The 22,723-nt window shown below is 39.0% G+C and carries 17 protein-coding genes; 14 read left to right on the forward strand and 3 right to left on the reverse strand.

The annotated features are described in order from the left end of the window. The first annotated feature begins 6 nt into the window (after positions 1-6). The 9 genes from HZI73_RS02270 (at position 7) to HZI73_RS02310 (ending at position 10,462) form a co-directional block, all read left to right on the forward strand. Positions 7-930: a carbohydrate ABC transporter permease gene (locus HZI73_RS02270; RefSeq protein ID WP_212696643.1), complete on the forward strand. Its 924-nt coding sequence runs from the start codon at positions 7-9 to the stop codon at positions 928-930. Beyond that, complete coding sequence (locus tag HZI73_RS02275; protein ID WP_246552329.1) at positions 930-1,802, forward strand: carbohydrate ABC transporter permease; 873 nt, start codon at positions 930-932, stop codon at positions 1,800-1,802. The genes HZI73_RS02270 and HZI73_RS02275 overlap by 1 nt, the downstream gene beginning before the upstream one ends. A 17-nt stretch (positions 1,803-1,819) precedes the next feature. Next, positions 1,820-3,259: a 6-bladed beta-propeller gene (locus HZI73_RS02280; RefSeq protein WP_212696644.1), complete on the forward strand. Its 1,440-nt coding sequence runs from the start codon at positions 1,820-1,822 to the stop codon at positions 3,257-3,259. Continuing rightward, a complete protein-coding gene (locus tag HZI73_RS02285) occupies positions 3,253-3,873 on the forward strand; it encodes a Yip1 family protein (protein WP_212696645.1) in 621 nt (206 codons plus the stop codon). The genes HZI73_RS02280 and HZI73_RS02285 overlap by 7 nt, the downstream gene beginning before the upstream one ends. 55 nt (positions 3,874-3,928) lie before the next feature. After that, positions 3,929-6,448: a DUF5696 domain-containing protein gene (locus HZI73_RS02290; protein ID WP_212696646.1), complete on the forward strand. Its 2,520-nt coding sequence runs from the start codon at positions 3,929-3,931 to the stop codon at positions 6,446-6,448. Then, positions 6,441-7,331 (forward strand): carbohydrate ABC transporter permease, encoded by an 891-nt coding sequence (locus HZI73_RS02295; protein ID WP_212696647.1) that lies wholly within the window; start codon positions 6,441-6,443, stop codon positions 7,329-7,331. The genes HZI73_RS02290 and HZI73_RS02295 overlap by 8 nt, the downstream gene beginning before the upstream one ends. Further along, positions 7,321-8,304 (forward strand): carbohydrate ABC transporter permease, encoded by a 984-nt coding sequence (locus tag HZI73_RS02300; RefSeq protein ID WP_212696648.1) that lies wholly within the window; start codon positions 7,321-7,323, stop codon positions 8,302-8,304. The genes HZI73_RS02295 and HZI73_RS02300 overlap by 11 nt, the downstream gene beginning before the upstream one ends. 57 nt (positions 8,305-8,361) lie before the next feature. Next, entirely contained in the window at positions 8,362-9,339 is a 978-nt protein-coding gene (locus HZI73_RS02305; protein WP_212696649.1) for a glycoside hydrolase family 130 protein, read from the forward strand. Positions 9,340-9,565: 226 nt separating this feature from the next. Then, on the forward strand, positions 9,566-10,462 hold the full coding sequence (locus tag HZI73_RS02310; protein ID WP_212696650.1) for a sugar phosphate isomerase/epimerase family protein: 897 nt from the start codon (positions 9,566-9,568) through the stop codon (positions 10,460-10,462). 544 nt (positions 10,463-11,006) lie between these two features. On the opposite strand, the gene HZI73_RS02315 is transcribed toward HZI73_RS02310, so the two are convergent. Next, complete coding sequence (locus HZI73_RS02315; RefSeq protein WP_212696651.1) at positions 11,007-11,258, reverse strand: TIGR03905 family TSCPD domain-containing protein; 252 nt, start codon at positions 11,256-11,258, stop codon at positions 11,007-11,009. A 948-nt stretch (positions 11,259-12,206) separates the two neighbouring features. Between HZI73_RS02315 and HZI73_RS02320 the strand changes: the two genes are divergently transcribed. The 4 genes from HZI73_RS02320 to HZI73_RS02335 all read left to right on the forward strand — a co-directional run bounded on the left by HZI73_RS02320 (position 12,207) and on the right by HZI73_RS02335 (position 17,535). After that, positions 12,207-12,899 (forward strand): 5'-methylthioadenosine/adenosylhomocysteine nucleosidase, encoded by a 693-nt coding sequence (locus HZI73_RS02320; protein WP_212698680.1) that lies wholly within the window; start codon positions 12,207-12,209, stop codon positions 12,897-12,899. A gap of 86 nt (positions 12,900-12,985) precedes the next feature. Further along, on the forward strand, positions 12,986-13,723 hold the full coding sequence (locus HZI73_RS02325) for a hypothetical protein (RefSeq protein ID WP_212696652.1): 738 nt from the start codon (positions 12,986-12,988) through the stop codon (positions 13,721-13,723). A 434-nt stretch (positions 13,724-14,157) separates the two neighbouring features. Beyond that, positions 14,158-15,216: a 2-oxoacid:acceptor oxidoreductase family protein gene (locus tag HZI73_RS02330; protein WP_212696653.1), complete on the forward strand. Its 1,059-nt coding sequence runs from the start codon at positions 14,158-14,160 to the stop codon at positions 15,214-15,216. A gap of 72 nt (positions 15,217-15,288) precedes the next feature. Beyond that, complete coding sequence (locus tag HZI73_RS02335; protein ID WP_212696654.1) at positions 15,289-17,535, forward strand: thiamine pyrophosphate-dependent enzyme; 2,247 nt, start codon at positions 15,289-15,291, stop codon at positions 17,533-17,535. A gap of 130 nt (positions 17,536-17,665) precedes the next feature. Here HZI73_RS02335 and HZI73_RS02340 read toward each other — a convergent pair whose 3' ends face one another. After that, positions 17,666-18,574: an ArsR/SmtB family transcription factor gene (locus HZI73_RS02340; protein WP_212696655.1), complete on the reverse strand. Its 909-nt coding sequence runs from the start codon at positions 18,572-18,574 to the stop codon at positions 17,666-17,668. A gap of 307 nt (positions 18,575-18,881) precedes the next feature. On the opposite strand from HZI73_RS02340, the gene HZI73_RS02345 reads away from it, so the two are divergent. Further along, complete coding sequence (locus HZI73_RS02345; protein ID WP_212696656.1) at positions 18,882-20,612, forward strand: glycoside hydrolase family 2 protein; 1,731 nt, start codon at positions 18,882-18,884, stop codon at positions 20,610-20,612. Positions 20,613-20,930: 318 nt separating this feature from the next. Here the strand turns inward: HZI73_RS02345 and abc-f are convergent, their stop codons facing one another. Further along, the gene (gene abc-f, locus HZI73_RS02350) at positions 20,931-22,676 is read right to left on the reverse strand and encodes a ribosomal protection-like ABC-F family protein (RefSeq protein WP_212696657.1); all 1,746 of its coding nucleotides are present in this window, start codon (positions 22,674-22,676) and stop codon (positions 20,931-20,933) included. Positions 22,677-22,723: the final 47 nt, after the last annotated feature.

A 22,723-nucleotide genomic window follows, 5' to 3' on the forward strand; every position in this document is an offset into this window, starting at 1 on the left:
AACAGGATGAAAAAAAACCTTCCTATCCATAAAAAATTCAAGGATAAATTAGCAATAATCAAAAAGCATAAGCAAAGTTATGTGTTGATGGCACCTTACATGATTTTATTCTTTATGTTTACAGTGGTACCTGTTGTCATGTCCATGGTGCTAAGCTTTACCTATTTTAATATTTTGGAATCGCCACGTTTTATTGGGTGGTATAACTATATCCGGTTATTTTTAGAAGATGATGTGTTCTTGATTGCTGTAAAAAATACATTTCTTTTAGCCACCATAACAGGCCCTGTCAGCTATTTATTAGCCTTCTTATTTGCTTGGCTGATTAATGAGTTATCCCCGAAAGTGAGAGCAGTCATGACCTTGGTCTTCTATGCACCCTCTATATCAGGTAATGCCTACCTTATCTGGATGCTGGTATTCTCAGGAGACATGTATGGCTATGCCAATGCCTTCTTCATGCGCATCGGTGTTCTCCATGAGCCCATTCAATGGCTGCAAAGTACCAATTGGGTACTACCCATTATTATTCTCGTTCAGTTATGGCTCAGCTTAGGGGTAAGTTTCTTAGCCTTTATAGCAGGACTTCAGAACGTGGACCGGAACTTATATGAAGCTGCCGCAATTGACGGGGTACGTAATCGATGGCAGGAGTTATGGTTCATTACTTTGCCAAGCATGCGGCCTCAGCTGTTATTTGGTGCCGTTATACAGATTACAACGTCATTAGCCATAGCGGATGTATCCATTCAACTGGCAGGATTTCCAAGTGTTCAATACGCAGGACATACGGTTGTTACTCATCTCATTGATTATGGCACCATTCGGTTTGAAATGGGGTATGCTTCCGCCATAGCTACCGTTCTGTTTTTTGCCATGCTGTTAACGAATCTTCTCGTACAAAAAATATTAAGAAGGGTGGGCACATAGTGGTACTTCGATCAAGAAAAAAGAAACGATTAAATCGTTCCAAGGCAGGCACCATTTTTCTAACCTTTATCTTAATACTCTTTGGGTTATTTAGTATATGGCCCCTTGTTTTTACAGTATGTAATGCTTTTAAACCCTTAAGTGAAATATTTATTTTTCCGCCTAAGTTATGGGTTCAGAACCCCACATGGGATAACTTTGCGGATTTAGGACAAATCATGAGAAGCTCGTGGGTGCCTTTTTCCAGATACATGTTTAACACCCTCATCATTACAGTGGGCGGCACTATTGGCCATGTTCTTTTAGCATCCATGGCAGCGTATCCACTGGCTAAACATAAAATGCCTGGGCATAAGCTACTGTTTAGTATGATTGTACTGTCTTTGATGTTTTCTAATCGGGTAACAGGCATACCCAATTATATCGTTATGTCTAAAATAGGTTTAGTTGATCAGTATGCTGCCCTTATATTGCCAGCTTTCGCATACCCTCTTGGGCTGTATTTAATGAAGCAATTTATGGAGCAGATACCCGACTCCCTTATTGAATCGGGGAAAATTGATGGCGCAAGTGAGTACCGTATTTATTGGCAGTTGATTATGCCCCTTGTTAAACCTGCTTGGTTGACACTGATTATCTTAGTTTTTCAACAGTTGTGGGGCAGTACAGGGGATCAGTTTTTATATAGTGAGCAGTTAAAACCTTTGAGTTATATATTTGGTCAGATTGTCCTTGGGGGTAAAGGGGGCGTTGCACGTTCCGGCGTGGTAGCTGCGGCGGCCTTAATCATGATCATGATTCCCATGATTTTATTTGTGTTATCTCAGAGTCGAGTCATTGAAACCATGAGTACTTCAGGTATGAAAGAATAGAGAAAGAGGTGAAAGCAGTGAGCAGGGCAAAAAAAGCAATGTTGGCGTTTAGCATGATGTTCTTGTTGTTCATAACAACCATGGAGGCCTATGCAACAACTTATGATACCTACATTTATTCTTTCTGGGGAAGGGCCATGCCGTCCACAGCGGCGTATACACCCTCTCGCATACTAAGAGGTGCAGATATAGGTGTGGAGCCATTTGTAGAACTGAGTGATGTAGCCGTTTTAGATGGAAAGATTTATCTGGTGGATGCAGGTTCCAATCGGGTTATCATCTGTGACCATCAGTGGCAAATGGTGAAGGAGATTAAGACCTTTGGTAAGGATGGGGGCGATTCCTTTAATAAACCTCAGGGCATTTTTATATCACAAAAGGATAAAATCTATGTTGCGGATTCAGGCAATGAGCGTATCCTCATCTTTGACGAAAACTTTGATGTTATACATGAGATAAGGAAACCGCCGTCCTCTTTTTTAGAAGACTTACCCTTTGTGCCGACAAAATTGGCAGTGGATAAAGCAGACCGTATCTACGTCATTGCAAAAGGTATCTATGAGGGTATTATTGAACTTGATTCAGGAGGAGCATTCAACCGATTTACAGGGGTGAATAAAGTATCCGTTAATCCTGTGGATTATTTCTGGAAAGTAATCGGTACCCAGAAACAGAAGGAACAGATGGCCTTATACATACCCACAGAATTTAGAAATATCGATATTGACCCGACGGGTTTTCTCTATACCATTTCCTTACCTAATAAAGAAGAATTAAAAACAATAACTAAAGACCCCATTAAACGGATTAATCCTAAAGGGGAAGACGTGCTGAGGCGAGAAGGTTATGTAGGGGTTGTGGGTGATATCCATGTAGGTACGGAGAAAATGACATCTTTTGTTGACGTGGTTGTGGATGATTCTGGTCGTTATAGTGGATTAGATGCAACACGAGGCCGTATCTTCACCTATGATGATGATGGGAATTTATTATACATATTTGGGGGCTTAGGCAATCAGATGGGTACATTCACACGGCCTGTAGCACTGGCTTATCATGGGCAGGATATCCTTGTTATGGATGGTACGTCCAATACCATAACCGTCTTTGAGCCTACAGCCTTTGGTTTACATGTCAATGCAGCCACACGTCACCAATATGTTGGCAATTATGAAGAAGCGGCTTCCTATTGGGAAAAAGTGAATGCCTTAGATACGAATTATGATTTAGCTTATGTGGGCATAGGGAAAGCCCTATACCGCAATAAGCAATATAAGGAAGCCTGTTACTATTTTAAACAGGGCAGTCAAAAAGAGTATTATGGGATGGCCTATCAGAAGTACCGAAAAGAAGTGCTTAGAAGATGGTTTGGACCTGTTATGACCCTGGTTATCCTTGGGATTTTGCTAGGGTTGTTATGGCGGCTATTTAAAAGGAGGGGAAGTAGACAATGCTAAAAGATTTTATTCAGTTTCCATGGTACATTGTGACCCATCCCATTGAAGGTTTTTATGACATGAAATTTGAAAAAAAGGGACGTTTAACAGTTGCTTTAACCTTCATTGGCCTCATGGCACTGGTGAATATATTCGGGCTTCTCTACACAGGTTTTATGGTGAATCATTATAACCCCTTTTTTATGAACAGTATCATGCAGATTATCTATACCATCATGCCATTGCTGTTATTTTGTATCGGTAATTGGTCCATTACAACGTTAGTGGATGGAAAAGGAAAATTTAAAGAAATCGTCATGGTTGTTGGTTATGCTGCATTTCCATATCTCATCGTGACCATCCTGAACATGGTCTACAGTAATTTTATTACCCCCAGTGAAGCCGCTTTTTATTACTTTTTTAGGACATTTGCTTATGGCATCATGCTGTTTCTATTATTTACAGGGACCATGGTGATTCATGAATTTACTGTAAAGCGGGAAATGGTTACGGTAATACTGACTTTAATTGCCATGGCTGTGATTATATTTGTGGCACTTTTATTCTTTAGTGTCATTCAGCAGATCCAAGGTTTTATGTATTCCATCTATAAAGAACTTACATTAAGGATGTAGCGGCCATGTGAGGTGATGGATGTTCAGTCAAGGAAGGAAAGAAGGTGTTTTACATATGAGATGGAAACAACGGGGTATGACGGCCCTATGTATCATCATGGTGGTCATGTTATCCATGCCAATGATGGCTTATGGTAGTGATAATACCCAACAAGAAGTCATGATAAAGGAGAAATCCCTTCAACCGATGATGGAGGTGGGCAGTAATGCATCCGTACGTTTATATTTTAATCCCCTAACGACAGAAATCGTGGTGGAACATAAGGCAAGCGGTTACCGCTGGTATTCCAATCCAGAGTATACGGGCAAGAAGCCTTCTGGTAAAGCAGCTGATTATATGAAGTCACAGGTGATTATCAACTATCTGACGGATAAAGGCCAGGTCATTCCCATTGATAATTATACCTATAGTGTGAAAGGCAAACAGTTTACCTATGAAGTTATTCCAGGTGGTGTTCAAGTACGTTATGCCATTGGTGACCATAATAAAACCATTGACTCTTTCCCAAAGAAAATGTCAGGTGAACGGATGCGAGGACTTATCTTGGATAAAGTGGATGAAAAAGATCAGAAATACATCCATCGTTTATACCGTTATGACGAAGGGGAAGACAGATATTATGCCCGTAAAACCGGTGAGCAAGTGAATACCATGTCTCGGATAGAAATTAAGAAATTATCAGCCATCATGTATGATAGAGCAGGTTATACCCTAGAAGAACTTGCGAAGGATAATATAGAACATGGTGAAGAAGCCATACCAAGCAGGCCCCAGTTTACCATAACGCTGGCCTATATATTAGACGATGAAGGTCTGGTGGTCCGTGTCCTTAACCAAGAGACCACTTTTGATGAGAAGTATCCCATAGAGTCCATTGGGTTACTGGATTATTTTGGCGCAACGACCCTAGCCGATGAAGGGTATATGGTTATACCCGATGGCTCAGGTGCTTTAATTTATTTGAATAATGGTAAATCCACTGAACGCCGTTACAGTCAGAAGCTTTTTGGTGTGGATGAAGGGCTGGATGAACCAGAAAAAGCGCCTATAACAGAGAAGGCATCCCTTCCCATATTCGGCACATGTACAACCGAAGGTGGCTTTCTAGGTGTGATTGAACAAGGCGCTTCCATGGCGACCATCCATGCAGATGTAAGTGGGCGTTTGGATTTATGCAATAGGATATCCAGCCAGTTTCATTATAAAAATACGGGTATTATGGCCTTAGTCGGCAAAGAAAGTAAGCAAGAATTATTTGTTTGGAGTAAGCAAACCTATGAGCAAGACATCCAGTTACGCTATTTTTTCTTGGATAGCAGCCAGGCCAACTATAGTGAGATGGCTAAGGTCTATCAGGCGTATTTGGTGGAGGAACATCATTTGCAGCCTGTCCAGAAACAGACAAAACCGCCTTTTTTCCTCGATATCCTTGGTTCCTATACGAAAAAGTCATTCTTCTTAGGTATTCCCTATCAAGCGGTAAAATCCTTGACAACGTTTAAGGAAGCGAAAAGCCTATTAGAACAATTAACGGACCAAGGTGTTGAAGACATCGTTTTACGCTATAAGGGATGGTTTAATAAAGGCATGCATCATACCATGCCTAAGAAGGTGAAGGTGGACCGTGTTTTAGGAGGTACAAAAGGTTTGAAAGACCTTCTGGCTTATGGGCAAGCACATGGCACCACTATCTATCCCGATGTAGCTTTCAAAGTTGTTTATCATGATAATTGGTACTTTAGTCCAAGAAAAGATGGGGCGAGATTTTTAGACGGTCGCATTGCCATGGGGTATCCCTATAACCTAGCCAGTCAGTATCAAGACCCTACAGGGGAAGCTTTTTGGTATATTGCTCCTAGGATCATAGGCAACGTAGTCGATGGTTTTACTAAAGCATTTTCCAAGTTAAAAATCCAGAACCTAGCGTTAAGGGATTTAGGCCGTGCGTTACATACGGATTTTAGAAATAAGGATGGATTGAGGGATGCATCAGTAGCCGTGGATGAAGATGCTATGGAGGAATTAAGTCATAAGTTCAATCTCTTAATGGATTATCCCAATAGCTATGCCCTTCCATTTACCAAGTATGGGGTGAATATCCCTTTTAAGAGCAGCGGGTTTAATATTGTGGATGCGGATATTCCGTTTTATCAACTGGTGATTAACGGTTATATACCTTACGCAGCACCATCAGCCAATATGAACAATCATATACCTATAGACACCTATTTTATGCGATGTTTGGAGTCCGGTTCTGGGTTGCATTTTACATGGACATATGACAATACCCATGCATTAAAGCAAACGGCTTTTAATAGGTATCATTCAACCTATTATAAACAGTCTTTTGATCAAGCTGTAGATTTATATAGCAGATATGAAGCCGTCATGGATCAGATACAGGATACAGGGCTAAAAGAACATCGTTTGTTAGATAATGGCTTACGTATGACCGTGTATCAGGATGGTACAGCCATTGTGTTTAATTATACCCATCAACCATTAACATATAATGGACACACCATTAAGTCAAAAGCATATAAAATCATAGGAAAGGAGGGGGCACATGATTAGTCGTATCAAGGCATTACCATATCGGACTAAGAAACAGTTGTGGGGTGTGCTCTTTGTAGCCCCATGGCTTCTAGGCTTTATTTATTTCTTTGTGAAGCCCATGATCCAATCCTTTATCTATAGTTTTTCAGTCATTAACCCCTCCACATCAGGTATGGATATCACATGGATTGGGTGGGGGAATTATGGGAAAGCGTTGTTTGAACATGTGGATTTTAACCGGCGGTTAGTGGAATCCATCATGGAAGTACTGGTGAACCTGCCTGTCATTCTTATTTTTAGTTTACTGGTGGCTGTGCTTCTTAATGGCAAGTTTCCAGGGAGGGGTATAGCCCGAGCCATTTTCTTCATCCCTGTCATCATCACCTCAGGTTCTGTTGCCACAACCTTGTCCGGTGGCGGCGAGTTTTTGAGAGGTGTTATGTCCGAATCAAGCTCAGGGTCCAGTATATTTCAGATGAGTGAATTCTTGATACGTTCAGGTATGCCCCATCTGTTTATTGACTTCTTAAAAAGTGTGGTGGATACCATACATGAAGTGGTTTCATACTCGGGTGTACAGATTTTAATTTTCTTATCAGGCTTACAAGCCATATCGCCAGAGTTGTATGAAGCATCTAGAATAGAAGGTGCAACCAGCTATGAAATTTTCTGGAAGATTACGTTACCCATGGTGTCGCCCTTGATATTAACCAATACGGTTTTTACCATTGTTGAACTATTTGTAAGAAGCACCGTAACAGAAACCATCGAGAATACGGCTTTTTCTGGCAGTAATTTTGGGCTAGGTGCTTCCATGGCTTGGATTTATTTTGTCGCTATTGGCATTTTATTAGGTATCGTCATGTACATCTTATCCAAGGGGGTGTTCTATGATGAATAAGTTAAAGAGGTTCATGAGGAAGTTTGGTCAACTTTCCTTCATCAAAAGGTGTTTGGTCAATATCATTCGAGGTGTCCTTCTCATAGGCTTATGTTTTATCATCATGTATCCTTTGATTCAGCTTTTATCCTTAGTGTTTATGGATTTAGGAGATGCCAATAACCCAAGGATTATATGGATTCCCAAGAACTTAACCTTAACCAATGTTAAACTGGCCATGGAGATATTGGATTATCCTACATCCTTAGCCACCACATTTGTTTTTTCATTGGTGATGATGGTGTTACAGACCATTATTTGTGGGTTAGCAGGTTACGGTTTTGCCAGGTTGACGTTTCGAGGGAGCCATCTCTTGTTTGCTGGTGTCATTGCAACCATATTGGTGCCGCCTCAAACCATTATTTTACCCATGTATTTGAATTTTAAGGACTTTGATATATTAGGGTTATTTCAATTATTTACAGGATCAAAAGTGAACCTGCTTAATTCACCTTGGTCCATGGTGGTTTTGGCCATGACGGGTATGGGTATTAAATCGGGCTTGTACATTTATATTTTCAGGCAGTTTTTTAAAGGCTTACCAAAAGCCCTTGAAGAAGCGGCATTAATTGATGGAGCAGGCGTGGTCAAAACATTTTTTCACATCATGGTACCTTGCGCCAAATCCCCTGCCATAACGGTCATGTTATTCTCCTTTGTGTGGCAATGGAATGATACCTTCTTCTCTTCCCTCTTTTATGGTAAAGGCAATTTACTTTCTTTAAAGCTTGGGAAGCTTGGCACACACTTAAAAGGGGCAATATTGTCTGTTCTTAAGATTGTCGTGGGAGATGATATGAAGGTAAGCCCTGTTTTAGAGTCCTTGGTAGCCAATGCAGCCATTCTGCTGGTTGTTTTGCCATTACTTATACTATATTTATTTGCTCAAAAACAATTTGTAACCGGTATTGAAAAATCAGGCATTAAGGGTTGACACATTCAAATAACAGTAACGATTGCAACCTGATTGATAATAGAGGAGGAAGAAACAATGAAATATCAAATCAAAGGCAGTGCTTTAAGGAATATACCGTGGGAAGACCGTCCAGAAGGTGAAAAAGGTGTTATATGGCGTTCGCCTCATAATCCCATTATACCAAGAGACTTACTGCCAACATCCAATAGTATATTTAACAGCGCTGTTGTACCCTATGAAGGTGCCTATGCAGGTGTGTTCAGATGTGATAATACCAACAGGGAAATGCGCATACATAGTGGTAGAAGTAAGGATGGTATTCATTGGGACATTGATGAGAAACCCATTACGTTCCAATGTGATGACCCTGAAATAGGTCTTTTCCAGTATGCCTACGACCCAAGGGTATGTTTTATTGAAGACCGTTACTATGTCACATGGTGCAATGGCTATCATGGACCTACCATTGGTGTAGCGTATACCCATGATTTTAAGACCTTTCACCAGCTAGAAAATGCATTTTTACCTTATAATCGCAACGGTGTCATGTTCCCAAGAAAAATCAATGGTAAGTTTGCCATGTTGAGCCGACCCAGCGATACAGGACATACGCCTTTTGGTGATATCTTCTATAGTGAAAGCCCCGATATGGTTTATTGGGGAAAACACCGGCATGTGATGGGAAGGCGACATGCTTGGGAGAGTACTAAAATTGGAGCAGGCCCCGTACCCATCGAAACATCAGAAGGCTGGCTGCTGATTTATCATGGTGTCTTAACGTCCTGTAATGGTTATGTGTATAGTTTTGGAGCCGCTTTACTTGATCTTGATGAGCCATGGAAGGTACTTGCTCGAGGGAAGGCATACCTGCTGTCCCCTCAGAAACAATACGAGCTCATGGGAGATGTACCCAATGTAACCTTCCCCTGTGCGGCTTTGGTTGATTCGGACACCAATCGTATCGCCATCTATTATGGTGCAGCAGATACATCCACTGCCATTGCTTATGGTTACGTGGACGATATCATTGACCATATAAGAAATAATTGCTAAAGGGTTGGAGAATCGTGCTGTTGTATGAGGTAGAGCTTATTATTTATCCCAGTATGTGATAAAATAACGTTATTATAAAGAAAATCATCATTCTAACATAAAGTTTATTCATGATGGTTATAGAAATAAGCAATGGATAACAGGATAGAGTTACGTATCACTGTCTATTATTCTTATCCTAAGTTATACAAGATAGGGGTTAACTGTAAAAAATTGGAGGGAAAATATGAAAATCGGTTTAAGTAGTTATAGTTTAGTTTCTTTAATTAATAGTGGGGAGATGACCATTCTAGAAGCCATTGATTGGATTGGGGCTCATGGGGGTGAGCATGTTGAAATCGTACCTTTTGGTTTTGACCTTGTGAACAACCCATCCCTTATTGACGATATACGTGAAAAAGCGAAAGAAGTAGGTATTGATATTTCTAATTATGCTATTTTAGCGAATTTAGTACCTGAAACAGAAGAAGCCTATGAAAAAGAGATTGCTCGGGTTATGGGTGAAGTGGACATTGCAAACCGTTTGGGGGTTAAGTTGATGCGCCATGATGTCTCATCCTTTAGACGGCCCCTTGATACATGTACGGTATCTTATTTTGAAAAAGATTTCCCTAGGATGGTTGAAGCTTGCAGGCGAATTGCTGATTATGCCGCACAATATGGTATAACAACCACAGTGGAAAACCATGGTTTTTATGTGAATGGTAGTGACCGGGTGATACGATTAATTGAAGCCGTTGATCGACCTAATTTTGGTATGACCCTTGATGTAGGCAATTTCCTCTGTGTGGATGAACCCTCAGAAGTGGGGGTTAAGAAAGCAGTAAATTATGCCAAGATGGTTCATTTAAAAGATTTTTATACAAGAAAGGTATCTAGGATGCCAGGTATGGGAGGCCTATTCCGATGTGATTCCGGTCATTGGTTCAAGACCTACTGCGGTAATCTTTTAAGAGGTGCCATTATTGGCCAAGGGGATTTGGACCTATGGGAATCATTAGCCACAATCAAAGAATCCGGATATGACGGGTATATATCTGTTGAGTTCGAAGGATTAGAAGATTGTATCATGGGTTCCGAAGTAGGTATGCGCACAGGTAAACTTATTTGGAAAGAGGTATAAGGCGTAAAAAGTAAAATTTTCTCTTGCTAAAAACCTTTTTATGATATCATATGACGATATTGTAGAAGGGTTTTTTGTTAATTATGGAATGTAATCATTAAAATCATATACTCATTTTAAATAACCATTTAAATTTGGTTTTAGGGAATATTTAGCGAAAAAGGGAATAAATGTTAAAGACTGTCAATTTTTGAAGAAATAAAAAATTAAAAAATTATATTTTTATTGAAAATATATTTCAAAAATGTTGCAAAAGGGTTATAATAAGATAGTGTTAATTATTTTGTTCTGAATTTGCCAACCTAATCCCATTTTTTTATAGGCCCACGTAAGTTAATAGAAACTTACAGTGGGCTATTTTTATTCTTATCGGAAAGTCCTCTAAGTTTAGCATATGAAATAGAAGCGTTTTCATATGCGTCAAGGAAACTTTCCTAACGCAACAACTTGCTTCGCAAGACGCCACGTAGTCGCTTTGTTCTCCATACTTTCTAGCCATCATGAATGAACTTCTTTTCAAAGCTTCAATTGTCTATGAAGCTAATCATATATGCTTATCCTTATATGCTTTAAGGGCTTTTGCTAATTGGTCTGGACATGAAGTGAGTCTTGGCCCACAGGATAAACCATCCAGACGCTTGATGACGTCGTCAATATCCATTCCTTCAATTAAGCTGCTGATGCCAGAAAGGTTACCTGCACAGCCAGCCGTGAATTGAACATTCTTAACCTTACGGTCTTCCACTTCAAATGCGATTTGCTTAGCACATGTTCCTGATGTTTTATATTCATACATATGTATCGTCCTTCCTTACTTAATCCACTGCTACATCCAATTCAAAATCAATTCAGTATACCACACATCCCCATAATCAATCAAATGACAAGGGGACGTTTCGTTTGTCATGTTTTTGGTAGGTTATTAAATGTTGTGGTTAATGGTAAGCAAGTTAAGCGTGTGTTTCCCATTATGACAAGGGGACGTTTCGCGCGTCATATTCTATGTACATATCATGGTATTAGAACATAATGTTTATATTCAAGTAACTAATAACTAGATATACTAGTCTTTTTGCTGGAGAGGGAAAAGGATAACAAACAAAACGTACTATTCATAATAAAAATACTATACTTGTTTTTTGAAGAAGTAGCATGACAAGGGGACGTTTCGCGTGTCATATTCTATGTACATATCATGGTATTAGAACATAATGCTTATATTTAAGTAGCTAATAACTAGATATACTAATCTTTTTGCTGGAGAGGGAAAAGGATAACAAGCAAAACGTACTATTAATAATAAAAAAACTATACTCATTATTTGAAGAAATAGGAGTAATATGACAAACGAAACGTCCCCTTGTCATCATACCCTTGTCATAATCAATGGCTATACATGTACAAAAGCTATCGTATACCACCCATCAAAATAATCAATTAAATGATAAGGAGTCGTTTGGAGACTAGTGAAAAAGTCAATATAAAAAAATTCCCAACTGTAGTATAATATAGGTACGACTAATAAAAATGACAAGGGGACGTTTCCTGTGTCATGGGCGAAGTACATATTTTGGTATTAGAGCATAATGACTACATATAAATGAAGAGTAGATATTCATATTTTTTTTGTAGAAGAAGGAATATAAGATGACAAAGGAAACGTCCCCGTGTCATACGAAAGAAGGAATTTGATGACAAGGGAAACGTCCCCGTGTCATGAAGGATATGGAGGAAAGTGATGAGAATAGTTGGTATTATAGGTGCTATGGATGAGGAAGTAGATGTGTTGAAGGAGCAAATGGAAGTGGCGTGCATTGAGGAACAAGCCAGTTTGGCCTTCTACGTGGGTAAATTATTTGGACAACAAGCTGTTGTGGTACGTTGTGGTATTGGGAAAGTTAATGCAGCCATATGTACCCAGATTATGATTGATAAGTTCAATGTGGATATGGTCATTAATACAGGGGTAGCAGGAGCCTTAAGCCATACATTAAATATTGGCGACATTGTTATATCAAAAGATACGTTGCAATATGATATGGACGCCACTGGCTTTGGTTATAAGCTAGGGGAAATCCCCCGTATGGATGAGAGTTGTTTTGTAGCAGATGCTTGCTTGGTTGCGTTAGCACAAAAGGCTTCGGAAAGCATTGATACGGAGACTAATGTTTTTGTGGAACGGATTGTAACGGGGGATCAATTTATTTCTGATTCAGATAAAAAAGAAGCTCTGATTAAGACTTTTGGAGGGTTTTGCACAGAGATGGAGGGTGCGTCTATCGGTCAAGTTTGCTATCTTAATAAGATGCCTTATGTGGTCATACGTTCTATATCGGATAAAGCGGATCAATCAGCAGAGATGAATTATGCCGAATTTGTAGAGGTAGCAGTACATAATTCCACGAAAATGATCGAAGGCATGCTTCATTTACTATAATTGTAAAAAATTTACATATATCCCTTTCCAATAGGACAAGTTTGATGTATAATAATTGTAAATAATTGGAAGAGGGGGATCTTTTCATGTATACATTAATTAACAATATTGTATGTATAGGGTTACTAGTCATATTTCTTGTGGGGGTATTTAGTTGTCTAACGGCAAATAATAAATACAATGGCATACTCAAAACGGTTGATGGAAAATTTATGGACAAGGATGTATTAATGATTGAACATACATACCGTCATCTTGTGGTATCAGGTAGAAAGCCGCTGAATACTAAGATTTTTGTTGAGAAAAATCTTTATGGTATTAAGGTGAATAAAGTACCGATTTATATTCTAGAAGATCTAGCTGTTAATACCCTCTATTGTACAATCTTAGTTGGGTTGACCTTTACTTTTTTGGAAATAGCTTTGATGAGTAAAATGGAAGTTAAGCAGTTACAAAGTGTGCTGTTATGTGGTATAGTAGGACTTATACTAGGAGTCTTGTTATTAGGTGTTCGTATGGTATGTCGGTTGGAAGATAAGAAAGAAATTGCTACCATATACATGTGTAATCATCTTGATAACGAGTTAAAAATTGTTATGGATGGAGTTAAGATTGCTAATGAAGGTTATGGTAAAAATAAGAAAGATAAAAAGATTCGTAAGATTCGCAAAGGGCTTTTTAAAGGTCTTAAAACTAGCCATGAACATGGCGACTCTCGGGTTGAATATCTACGACCAAGTGCAAAAGTTTCAAAAAAAAGAGCCAATAAATCCGTAATGGATGAGGATTTTCTTGATGATGTTATCAAAGAATTAATGTCTTAAGTGATAGGCATACAATTACTGAAAAGCCGTAAATGCCGTGCTATGCACGGTATTTTTGTTACTTTATAGGATCGTTCTTAATTTAATAAATGAGATAGTGGCAAGGATACTTTCTTAACGAAACAATTTACTTCACAAGTCGCCACGTAGTCGCCTTGTTCTAGAAAATAAAAAAATAAATGGAGTTTAAGTTAAACGGTATATTCTAAGATGCTTTTACTTATACTTAAATTGGTACGACCGATAAAAAATAGTAAAACAGTAAATAATAGACAATTAATACTTGATAATAATAATTATCATGTTATAATAATTGTTGTAGGTGTTTTTGGTATATTGTCCCATGATGATAACAAAGACACGCTAGATTTGTGTAACATATTGCGTTAACTATATATGGTAAATAATGAACTAATTCATAAGGAGGAAAAAAGATGCGTGTAAATCTACCTGTTACAAACGATCATGGCTTTTTTGAGTTTAGGCTTGAAAGTATTGGCGGTTTGGGAGCCAATCTTTGCGGTAAAATTTTGGGTGAGCTAGGGGCGCTATATCTTGGACTTAACAGTTCAAACTTCGCAAGCTATGGCTCAGAAAAAAGAGGCACACCAGTCAAATCTTTTGTAAGATATTGCGATCCAGAAAAAGTAATAAGAATCAACAGTCCTGTGGAGAAACCTCATGTATTGGGTATCTTTCATGAAAGATTAGCTGGCAAAATACCAGTCATGGCAGGTGTTGATGAACAAACAATGGTGGTGATTAATACCAACGATGACCCAGATTACGTAAGGGATCATCTTAAAATGCATGCAGGCACATTAGCTTGTATTGATGCTTTACAAATTGCATTGGAAGAAAACACCCGAATTAATATGGTGATGTTAGGTGCCATTGCCAAAGTAGCTGGATTCATTCCTTTAGATGTGCTTGAGGAAGCCGTTCGAAATACCATCGGTAAAAAATACCCAGCAGCATTAAAAGGTAATCTAGCTGGTGTGAAACGTGGTTATGAAGAATTAAGCTTAACCAAATATGACAATGATGGCAAGTATCCCTATAGAGAATATGAAGAAGTAAAAAGAGATTGGGGATATGCCAATGCACCCATCGGCGGTGTGAATACCGTACCCGGCAGCACAGCATCCAATGATTTAACCGCTAGTCGTGAAGGGTATGTGCCTTTATTCCACGTTGAAAAATGTATCAATTGTGGTCTATGTGATACCACATGTCCAGATATGGTATATCAATTTGTAGAAGGCGAGTACAGGGGAAAACCATCCATGGTGAATAAAGGTCCTGATTATCACCATTGTAAAGGCTGTCTAAGATGTGTTGAGGTCTGTCCAACAGCTGCCCTTACAGCAGAACTGGAGAGAGACCACGATATATGGAACATACATGTGCGAAATAAAGATTTGATTGTAGAGTCCATGGAATTTGAAGATACTGGGGCGAATTCCATCGTGAATACGGAAAGCGGCAATTAAGCAAGATACCTGATAGATAATGGATAAAAGCTAGTGAATCGAATAAGATAATACATGAAGGAGGATCCAAGAATGGTAGAACAGAACATTGTTTTTGATAGTGGAAATGAGCTGGCGGCTTATGCTGCTAAACAGATAAATTACCATGTCATGGGTTATTATCCCATAACCCCATCAACAAAAATTGCAGAACATCTTGATTTATTAAAAGCAGAAGGCGAGCATGAGGTTGTCATGATACCAGGTGATGGTGAACATGGTGCAGCAGGTATTTGTTATGGTGCTACTGCTGGTGGTGGACGTGTTTTTAATGCCACATCTGCCAATGGTTTATTATATGCTTTGGAGCAATTACCTGTACAGTCAGGTACACGATTACCCATGGTACTTAACGTTGTATGTCGGACGGTGTCCGGTCCCCTTTCTATAAAAGGTGATCATAGCGATATTATGTATACCCTCAATGCGGGCTGGGTTATTCTATTTGCAAAAGACCCTCAAAGGGTGTACGACATGAATATCTGTGCATTAAAAATTGCTGAAAAAGTAAAACTGCCTGTTATCGTTGCTTTCGATGGTTTCTTTACAAGCCATCAGAAAAGAAGAGCAAACGTATTTGCTCATGATGAGGATGTGCAAAAGTTTATTGGTGAATACCATGCAGAACATCATTTGCTTGACCCTGATAAACCCGTTACCATGGGTTCATACATGAATGAGCCTGACCTGATTAATAATAAATTCCAATTGCATGAAGCCATGGAAGAAGCAAGAGGTGTCATAAAAGACGTACTTAAGGAATACGGCGAACTATCCGGCAGAGCCTATGACGTTGTTGAAGGCTATAAGATGGAAGATGCAGAAGCCGCATTATTTATTATAGGTTCCAGTTATGATACAGCCATTGCTGCTGTTGATGAGCTAAGAAAAGAAGGTAAAAAAGTAGGTGTATTTGCAGTTAATGCCCTAAGACCTTGGTACAAAGAGGACATCTATGATATGGTGAAAAACACCAAAGCCATCGTCGTAGCGGATCGTCAAGATAGTTATGGTGGTAATGGTGGAAATTTATCTATTGAGTTAAAAGCAACCCTTCAAGATTTTAAATCCAATATTGAAGTGGCAACATTGGTTTATGGTCTAAGTGGTAAAGATTTCTATATAGAAGATGCTGTGGATATGCTCAATCGTGCACTGGATATAGCCAAGAGTCAGAAAGTAGAAAATCGATTTGATTATTTTGGGAACTATCCAGGGAAAGAAGATTACGAACCTACACAGTTATTTGACCCCATTACCAAAGAACAGTCTTCTCCTGGTGTGACTACCGTCATAGAAGATGAAAAGACAGGTCAATACAAAGTAAAAGGCGGCGTGCCAAAGAATGCTACCAAGATGCCAAAAAGATGGGGACCAGGTCATGGTGCATGTCCAGGTTGTGGTATTCCCGTTAATGTTAATTTATTACTAAAAGGTATTGAAGGCAATGTGGTATTGCTGTTCCAAACAGGCTGCGGTATGGTTGTTACAACGGCTTATCCTCAGACAGCATTTAGAGTAAGTTATGTTCACAACCTCTTCCAAAATGGTGGTGCAACATTATCTGGACTTGTTGAAATGTTCCATGAGAAGCAAAGAAGGGGCGAAATACCAGAAGGTGATGATTTCACATTTATCATGATTAGTGGTGATGGTGGTCTTGATATTGGTATGGGACCAGCCCTGGGAGCAGCACTTCGTAACCATAGAATGATTATTATGGAGTACGATAATGGTGGTTATATGAATACAGGTTACCAGCTGTCCTACTCAACGCCAAAAGGTGCTAAGACATCCACATCCCATGTGGGGCCTGCACAAGCAGGGAAATCTTTTACCAATAAAGATACACCCATGCTTTTTGCAGCAACGGGTATTCCATATGTGGCTACCGTTGCAGAATTCTTGCCAGCTGATTTTATTAAAAAGGCAGCTAAGGCTCAGAAGTATGCCACCGAGCATGGCCTAGCATTTATAAAAGCTTTATCCGCTTGTCCACTCAATTGGGGTGACGAACCTCGTTATGAACGAAGTGTTATTGAAGCCGGTGTAAATAGCTGTTATCATCCACTTTACGAAATTGAGAATGGTATTACCACCATTACCTATAACCCTGAAGATAAGGATAAGCGCATCCCTATGGGTGATTTCTTCAAGATGATGGGCAGAACCAAGCATTTAGTGAAGCCTCAATATGAAGAACTGCTAAAAGAAATCCAACAAGAAGTGGATGGAAGATGGGAAAGATTAAAGGCTAGAAACGACAGCCCTGTGTTATAGAGAAATATAATAGATCATTTTCCATAAGTTGAAAATTAAATAGTCATGTAGCATAAAGGTACGCGATAGAAGGATAACTTTTATCGCGTACCTTTTGTATTGTTTTTTAGAAATAGTTACTCTCTATACTTTACTTGTTATAAGTCACTTCAACCATGATGTCTTGATTATAATTGCCAAAACCTTTACCAAAAAGGGTGATACCACCTACATGATTAGCGTCCTCAGGAACAGCTATTCGTAGTGTTAGGTTATGGTTAGCGCTTATAGGCAAAGCATCCAACGTAACATCAGACATTTTGGTACCATCAACATAAGTGCCTGTTTGATTAATGCAGATGGTTTTTAATAAACCATATTCGGTTCCTCTTGTCCACCAATCAGGTGTATAGATGCCCTTTTTACCGCCAAAATCCCCAGGGCTTGTCCAGAAACCAAGGGATACATCATCTAAATAGAAATAAATATCCGAAGGGTAATCTGCTTTATACCCAGGAAACTCAGAGCATAATTCCAGTGATATCATAAGGGATGTCACGGGACTGTTGTGTGAGAAGATATAGCCAGGTATGGTGTATTCTACAAAGCCCTGTGCAAACCAAAGTAAATGAGCATGGACATGATTAGGATCGCTGAAGTATCGGGGATCGTCCACCATGCCTATAAGTTGTTCTGGAGATGCCATGCCACATGTAGGTGCCACCTGATAGTTGGTGAATTGGCCTACAGGTATGGCTATGGATGATGTGGGCATGGACGCTTTCTCTTTTGAATCAAAAAGAAGGGATATTTCATTGACTGCAAGGGAACACTTTTTTTGCAAACCTCTTTTGCCTGGACTTAACTCACTTTTTATAACATGGGCATCTTCTAGAGCGTTAATATGCCGTGTAATAATGGTTGATGAAACACTCAGCATAGAAGCAAGCTCCCCAATATTTCTTGGTTGTATAGCCAGTAATTCCACGATCTTTAGTTTTGTTTCAGAAGAAAAACATTGAAAAAATTTTAGATTCTTGGATGAAACATGTATCTTCATAAGGCTCTCCTTTTTCTTAACATCCTATAGCACTTATTATATGACGCAGATGGTTTTACGTCAATTTATGAGACGTATCACAGATGTTTTGCTACCGTAATGGTGACAACGTGTTATCTTTTTTTTATATGGTTTACGTAGCGCATACATGTCCTCATTATAGCATAATAGAGTTAAGAAGCCTATGATGAAAGAGGTGATACGTGTTTTACATTTTTATTGACAAATCCATGGTTTCATATTATGATAATAGCATAACTAAAACATTAATTAATGAACTAATAAGTTTATAAAAGGAGGTTATACCATGACTTTAAAGGAAAAAGTACCTCGTCCAGAGCATCCAAGACCTGATTTTAAGCGGGAGCAATGGATGAATCTAAATGGTACGTGGGGTTTTGAGATGGATTTTAGTAAAAGTGGCATGGATAGAAAACAATACGAAAGTAAAAGCTTATCAGGACAAATTACAGTACCTTTTTGTCCAGAAAGCCCTTTATCAAGAATAGGTTATACGGATTTTATCCCTGCCGTATGGTATCAACGGGAGTTTGTGTTACCAGAGGCATGGGTAGAGAAACGGGTAATCTTACATTTTGGAGCTGCTGATTATGACACACAGGTTTGGGTTAATGGTCATAAAGTTGGAAAACATAAAGGCGGTTACAGTTCCTTTTCATGGGATATAACCGATTATGTACAAGAAGGCGATAATGACCTGATGGTCTACGTAGAAGACGATACAAGATCACAGACTCAGCCTTCTGGAAAACAAAGTGCTTATTACGAATCCTTTAGTTGCTTTTACACAAGGACAACAGGTATTTGGCAAACCGTCTGGTTGGAATGTGTACCCCTAACGTATATAAAAGGGATGAAAGTATACCCCAATGTTCATGACGTATGTGTAGGGATTAAAGGCACCATATGTGGTATGAGTAAGGATAAGGAAATAAGAGTCAAAGCTTCTTATGAAGGCAAAGAAGTAGGGGAAGCAGTAAAGCGTCTTAGCGGTTCCACTTTTACGCTAGATGTGCCTTTGTCAGAAAAACATGTGTGGGAACCCGGTCATGGCCGTCTCTATGATATGACCATTCAGATCGTAAACCATGGTGAAGTAGTGGATGAAGTGTTTAGTTATTTCGGATTGAGGCAAATAGACGTTATAAAAAATCAGATACATCTTAATCATCAATCTGTTTTTCAGCGACTGGTATTGGATCAAGGTTTTTATGCAGATGGTATTTACACAGCCCCTACAGAAGATCATTTAAAACAAGATATACAGATAGCCATGGATATGGGTTTTAATGGCGCACGTTTACATGAAAAAATCTTTGAACCCCTATTTTTATATTGGGCAGACCGTATGGGTTATATGGTATGGGGAGAGTACCCTAATTGGGGTCTAGACATATCTTCTGGAGAGGGGCTTAAACATTCGTTAGGTGAGTGGATGGAAGCATTAGAAAGAGATTTTAACCATCCATCAATTATAGGCTGGTGTTTCTATAATGAAACCGAAAACAACCAAGATGATGATGTGGTTGCCCTCATGTATAAGATGACCAAACAGTATGATACAACACGACCTGTTATTGATACTAGTGGATGGCATCATGTGATGACCGATATCTATGATGTCCATGACTATACCCAAGATGTGGAAATATTTAAGACGTTTCTTGAGCCATTAAACCATGACGGTATTCCTGAAGAAAATAGAGAAAAACAACAGTATAAGCCAGGCATGCCATTTTTTATGAGTGAGTACGGAGGCATAAAGTGGGCTGTAGGTGAAGATAATGGATGGGGATACGGTGATGCACCCAAAACAAAAGATGCATTTATTGAAAGATACAAAGGCCTCACAGAAGCATTATTATTCAATAAAGGTGTTTGTGCTTTCTGCTACACCCAGTTGTACGATGTGGAGCAAGAAGTTAATGGATTGTATACCTATGCACATAGGCAGCCGAAATTTGATCCAGAGATTATTAAAGAAATTAACCAGCAGAAGGCTGCAATTGAAGCATAATACGAAATTATATGCAACGAACGTACCCCATTTATAAGCAGATAATAAGATGGGAATGTTGGAAGTTAGTAAGTTATCGTCCATCATAGTGGTGAAACAAATCTAAATGTTATATTACTCGTTAAAACCGTACTCTTTTCTTGTCCTTTAGGAAAGTTCTCAAATTAACAAATGAAGTAGGAGCTTTCTCATTTGAGCTAAGGAAACTTTCTACCGATAAATTCACTTTACAAAATGAGAAATAGTGTTTTGATGTAGAGGTCTTCGCCACACAAGAAAAGAGTAGGTCTTTTATTTGCCCAAGCATCACATATCAGCTTATGGGTTCAAGCTCTGTTTTTCTTTGATTAAGCGTTTGAACTCTTTATCAAGGTTTTGATAAGCTTCACTATCAGAGGCCAAGTGGCTTAATTCACCCAAGATGGTGGTGATACGATTTTCGATAATCATACGCCGTTTTGTTAAGTCTTGGTCTATCTGTTCTTGGGGTATGCTTTTGGTTTCTTTGCGGGTCATATATGCCTTAAAGGTGTACTCTGAACGCATGATGCGGTTATCTTTGAAGTAGAGCACCTTATCACATAGTTTTTCTAATAAATAGCGGTCGTGTGAAACCATGATAATGGTACCGTTGTAATCACTAAGAGTCTTTTCAAGCATTTCCCTGGTGTGTAGGTCCAGATGATTAGTGGGTTCATCCAGTATAAGGATATTATTATCCGATAAGACCATACTTGCAATTTTTAAACGGGTTTTTTCGCCCACGCTCAGGTCTTTTACCTTGGTAACCATCATTTTTTTGGTGAAACCCATATTGGTGAGCAAGGTTCTTGTTAAGCCTTGTTCTTTATTGTTATGGTAGGAAAAATACTCAACAACCCTAAGATCTTTATCCATGTCACCCACATCTTGACTGAGGTAAGCAACTTTCAGATTTGGATTTACCCTAAGATGACCTGATGTTGGTACTATCTCATCTAATATAAGCTTAATCAGCGTTGTTTTACCACAGCCATTCTTCCCAAAGAGTGCAATTTTTTCTCCGGATTTTACATAAAATGAACTATTGGAAAAAAGGACTTTGTCATGAAAGGTCATGGCTAAATTATCTGCTTCAAGAACTTTTGCACTTTTAGATGTAGGGTTAAAATGGAAGGTAATGGTCTGTTCTTCCTTTGGTTTAACAACACCCTCTACCCGAGATTTTTCGAGTTTTTTAACACGGGATTTAACGGCTTTATCTTTTTTCTTAGCACGTGCACGAAATTTTTCTTTTAATCCCATTTTAGAGGAGGTACTATTCTTTTGTTTCTTCGTGGAATCCCGATGACCTTTTTCGGCCCACTCATGTAATTGTTTAATATCCCGATCAAGGGCTTTTCGGTATTTTTCTTCTTCTTGGTATTGACGAAGCTGGCTTTCACGTCTGAACTTCTTTTCTTCATAGTAAGCGGTATAGTTCCCTTTGTAGGATGTGGTCAACCCTTCTTCAATTTCAATGATTCTTTGACAAACCTGGTCCATAAAATAGCGGTCATGGGATATAAGAATAACGGTTCCAACAAACTGGTGAAGGGCTTTAATCAGCCATTGTACCCCATCATAATCCATGTGGTTGGTGGGTTCATCTAAGATTAGGACACTTGGGTTGGTTGCCCAAATCTGAGAGAGCACCAGTTTGGTTTTTTCGCCACCACTCAGTTTGGATAGTCTAGTCTGATTCATGTCCATGGTTGTATCCATCCCCAATTTATGAGAGGTTTCAAAGAAATTCTGAATATGGCTGGCATCATGTGCGTTCACTAAAGCATTGAAAGATTCTTCCGTGTAATAGGATGATTGACGAAGATACCCAATAGTATGGGTTTTATCGTGCCACATAAGTTGGCCATCATCCATGGATATGTCATCAGCTATGATGTTCACAAGGGTTGTTTTACCAGCCCCATTATTTCCAACAATCCCCACACATTCACCTGTTACAATATGAAAATTCACGTCTTTTAAAATGAGACGGTCTTGGTATTCTTTTTTAATATGATTGGCTTTTAATAATAACGACATATGGTTTTCCTCCTAACAATGACTTATCCAAGTATTTGATGGTAGAC

The sequence above is a fragment of the Vallitalea pronyensis genome (assembly GCF_018141445.1).
Classification (GTDB): domain Bacteria; phylum Bacillota; class Clostridia; order Lachnospirales; family Vallitaleaceae; genus Vallitalea; species Vallitalea pronyensis.

Coding starts and splice junctions, on each gene's coding strand:
- HZI73_RS02325 (WP_212696652.1), top strand. CDS start 12,986: ATGTATACATTAATTAACAATATTGTATGTATAGGGTTACTAGTCATA.
- HZI73_RS02345 (WP_212696656.1), top strand. CDS start 18,882: ATGACTTTAAAGGAAAAAGTACCTCGTCCAGAGCATCCAAGACCTGAT.
- HZI73_RS02300 (WP_212696648.1), top strand. CDS start 7,321: ATGATGAATAAGTTAAAGAGGTTCATGAGGAAGTTTGGTCAACTTTCC.
- HZI73_RS02310 (WP_212696650.1), top strand. CDS start 9,566: ATGAAAATCGGTTTAAGTAGTTATAGTTTAGTTTCTTTAATTAATAGT.
- HZI73_RS02315 (WP_212696651.1), bottom strand. CDS start 11,258: ATGTATGAATATAAAACATCAGGAACATGTGCTAAGCAAATCGCATTT.
- abc-f (WP_212696657.1), bottom strand. CDS start 22,676: ATGTCGTTATTATTAAAAGCCAATCATATTAAAAAAGAATACCAAGAC.
- HZI73_RS02285 (WP_212696645.1), top strand. CDS start 3,253: ATGCTAAAAGATTTTATTCAGTTTCCATGGTACATTGTGACCCATCCC.
- HZI73_RS02270 (WP_212696643.1), top strand. CDS start 7: ATGAAAAAAAACCTTCCTATCCATAAAAAATTCAAGGATAAATTAGCA.
- HZI73_RS02335 (WP_212696654.1), top strand. CDS start 15,289: ATGGTAGAACAGAACATTGTTTTTGATAGTGGAAATGAGCTGGCGGCT.
- HZI73_RS02290 (WP_212696646.1), top strand. CDS start 3,929: ATGAGATGGAAACAACGGGGTATGACGGCCCTATGTATCATCATGGTG.
- HZI73_RS02330 (WP_212696653.1), top strand. CDS start 14,158: ATGCGTGTAAATCTACCTGTTACAAACGATCATGGCTTTTTTGAGTTT.
- HZI73_RS02295 (WP_212696647.1), top strand. CDS start 6,441: ATGATTAGTCGTATCAAGGCATTACCATATCGGACTAAGAAACAGTTG.
- HZI73_RS02340 (WP_212696655.1), bottom strand. CDS start 18,574: ATGAAGATACATGTTTCATCCAAGAATCTAAAATTTTTTCAATGTTTT.
- HZI73_RS02305 (WP_212696649.1), top strand. CDS start 8,362: ATGAAATATCAAATCAAAGGCAGTGCTTTAAGGAATATACCGTGGGAA.